2 protein-coding genes are annotated in these 2,661 nt (G+C 66.9%); one reads left to right on the forward strand and one right to left on the reverse strand.

Annotated elements, in window-relative coordinates; genetic code table 11:
* A partial coding sequence (locus EN993_RS34290; RefSeq protein WP_127266092.1) for an autotransporter domain-containing protein occupies positions 1-1,729 on the forward strand: 1,729 nt, incomplete at its 5' end.
* A gap of 101 nt (positions 1,730-1,830) precedes the next feature.
* On the opposite strand, the gene EN993_RS34295 is transcribed toward EN993_RS34290, so the two are convergent.
* On the reverse strand, positions 1,831-2,661 hold an 831-nt coding region (locus tag EN993_RS34295), incomplete at its 5' end, for a DMT family transporter (protein WP_164758004.1).

Below are 2,661 nucleotides of genomic sequence, written 5' to 3' on the forward strand. Positions count from 1 at the left end.
GTTCGGCAGTGGCGTCGGCACGCTCAATTTCAATCATACCGAGGCAAACTACGCGTTCGACGCCACGATCAGCGGGCTGGGGACGATCAACCAGATCGCCGGCACGACGAACCTGACCGCCAATTCGAACGGCTTCACCGGCGCCACCAACGTGGTGGGCGGACGGCTGGCCGTGAACGGTTCGCTGGCCAGCTCGCTGGTGACGATCTTAGGCGGCGTGCTGGGCGGCAACGGCACGGTGGGCGGCATCGTGGCGCAGTCGGGCGGCATCATCGCACCGGGCAATTCAATCGGCACGCTCAATGTCGCGGGCGACATCGACCAGGCAGCGGGCTCGATCTACCAGGTCGAATTGACCTCGACCGGCCAGTCAGACCTCATCCTGGCGACGGGCACTGCGACGATCGCCGCCGGCGCGGTCCTCGACGTCGTCAAGACGGATGCCGCGCCTTACGTGCTGGGCACGCATTACACGGTGCTGCAAGCAGCTAGCGGCGTCGCCGGCACCTACACGCTCAACGGGGCCGGCCCGTTCATCGGCCTTCTTGCCAATTACGACGCGACGCACGTCTATCTCGATGTGGTGCAGGCAAAGTCCTTTGCCTCGGTCGGTCTGACGCCCAACCAGATCGCCACCGGCGGAGGCGCCGAAAGCCTGGGGGCGGGCAATCCACTCTATGATGCCATTGTGGGCTTGCCGAGCGAAGCGGTTGCCCAGGCCGCCTTCGATCAGCTCTCGGGCGAGATCCATGCCTCGGCCAGGGGGATGCTGGTCGAGGACAGCCGCTTCGTCCGCGATGCCGCCACCAGCCGCATCCGCGACGCCTTCGGCGACAGTGGCACCGCTGCTTTACCCGTCGTGGCCTATGGCGAAGGCGGACCCGAAATGGTCGCCGCCGACACCGAGCGTTTTGCCGTCTGGGGCCAGGCCTTCGGCTCCTGGGGCAACACGGACAGTGACGGCAACGCCGCCGCCTTCGACCGCTCGACCGGCGGCCTCCTGGCCGGCGCCGACACGCTGGTCGGCGGCTGGCGCGTCGGACTGCTCGGCGGCTACAGCCATTCCTCCTTCGATACGGACGATCGCAACTCCTCCGGCAAGGCCGACAGCTACCATCTCGGTCTCTATGGCGGCACCAATTGGGGCGCCATCGCTTTCCGCACCGGCGCCGCCTACAGCTGGAGCAGTTTTTCGACAAGACGCTCCGTCGTTTTCAATGGCTTCGCGGATGGACTGTCGGCCGACTACGATGCCGGCACCGCGCAGATCTTCGGAGAACTCGCTTACAAGGCGGCCGATGCCGGGCGCTTCAAGTTCGAACCCTTCGCCAATCTCGCCTATGTCAGCGTGCATACAGACGGCTTCACCGAAACGGGCGGCGATGCAGCATTGACCAGCGCCGGCTCGACCACCGACGCCACCTTCACCACGCTCGGCCTGCGCGGCTCCACCGATTTTGCACTTGGCGGCATGAACGCCACCGCGCGCGGCATGCTCGGCTGGCGCCATGCCTTCGGCGATGTCACGCCGACCTCCAGCTTCGCCTTCGCCGGCGGCGACGCCTTCACCATTGCCGGCGTGCCGATCGCCAGGGACGCAGCGGTCATCGAGGCCGGCCTCGACCTCAACATGTCGGCCAATGCCACGCTGGCGCTCTCCTACACCGGACAGTTTGGCAGCGGCACGGCCGACCAGGGTGCCAAGGTCGATCTCAGCTTGAGGTTCTGAACAGCAATGAAGGGCGCCGACTGGACAAAGGCAACGCTAGAACGGTAGTCAGCGGCAGGATCGGCTTCGCGGCATGATCCCGCGCATCCGTAATCCCGCCCCTACTCCGGCGACGGCACCGGTGGCTTCGAGGTGACCGCCGTGCCGAAAGCTGCGGCAATGACGGCGGCGATGCCGCCCAGTTGCGTGACGGTCAGGCTCTCGTGCAGGAACAGGAAACCGGCCAGGGCGCCCAGCCCCGGCTCCATGCAAGTCAGCGTGCCGTAGATGCGGGCCGGCATCCGGGTCAGCGCCACCATCTCCAGAAAGAACGGCAGTGCGCTGGAGAACAGGCCGACGAGCAGCGCGCTGACCAGGATCGAGGGCGCCAGCAGCGCGGTTCCCGCTTGCGCCACGCCGAATGGCAGCACCAGCACGGCGGCGATCGCCATGCCGTAGGCGGTAGTGCGGGTGCCAAGCTCCGCGCCGGCTTTCTGGGCCAGCACGATATAGAGCGCCCAGAAGCCGCCGGCCGCCAGCGCCAGCATCACCCCGATCGGATCAAGCGGCGCGAGTGAATGAACGAAGGGCGACAACAGCAGGATGCCGGCCACCGCCAGCGCGATCCAGGCAAAGTCGCTGGCGCGCCGCGAGGTCAAGGTCGCCACCAGAAGCGGGCCGGAAAACTCCAGCGCCACCGCGATGCCGAGCGGAATCCTGGCGAGCGCTGCATAGAACAGAAGGTTGAGCGCGCAAAGCGTCACCCCATAGGCGACCAGCCACGGCAGAGTGGCGCGCGAGGGCCGCATCTGCCAGGGCCGCAGCACCGCGATCAGCATCAACGCGCCGATAACCAGCCGCAGCGTCGTCGTGCCTTGCGCGCCGATCAGCGGGAACAGACCCTTGGCAAAGGTGGCGCCGATCTGGATCGACACCATGGCGCCCATCAGCGC

Source organism: Mesorhizobium sp. M7D.F.Ca.US.004.01.2.1, from assembly GCF_003997785.1.
Classification (GTDB): domain Bacteria; phylum Pseudomonadota; class Alphaproteobacteria; order Rhizobiales; family Rhizobiaceae; genus Mesorhizobium; species Mesorhizobium loti.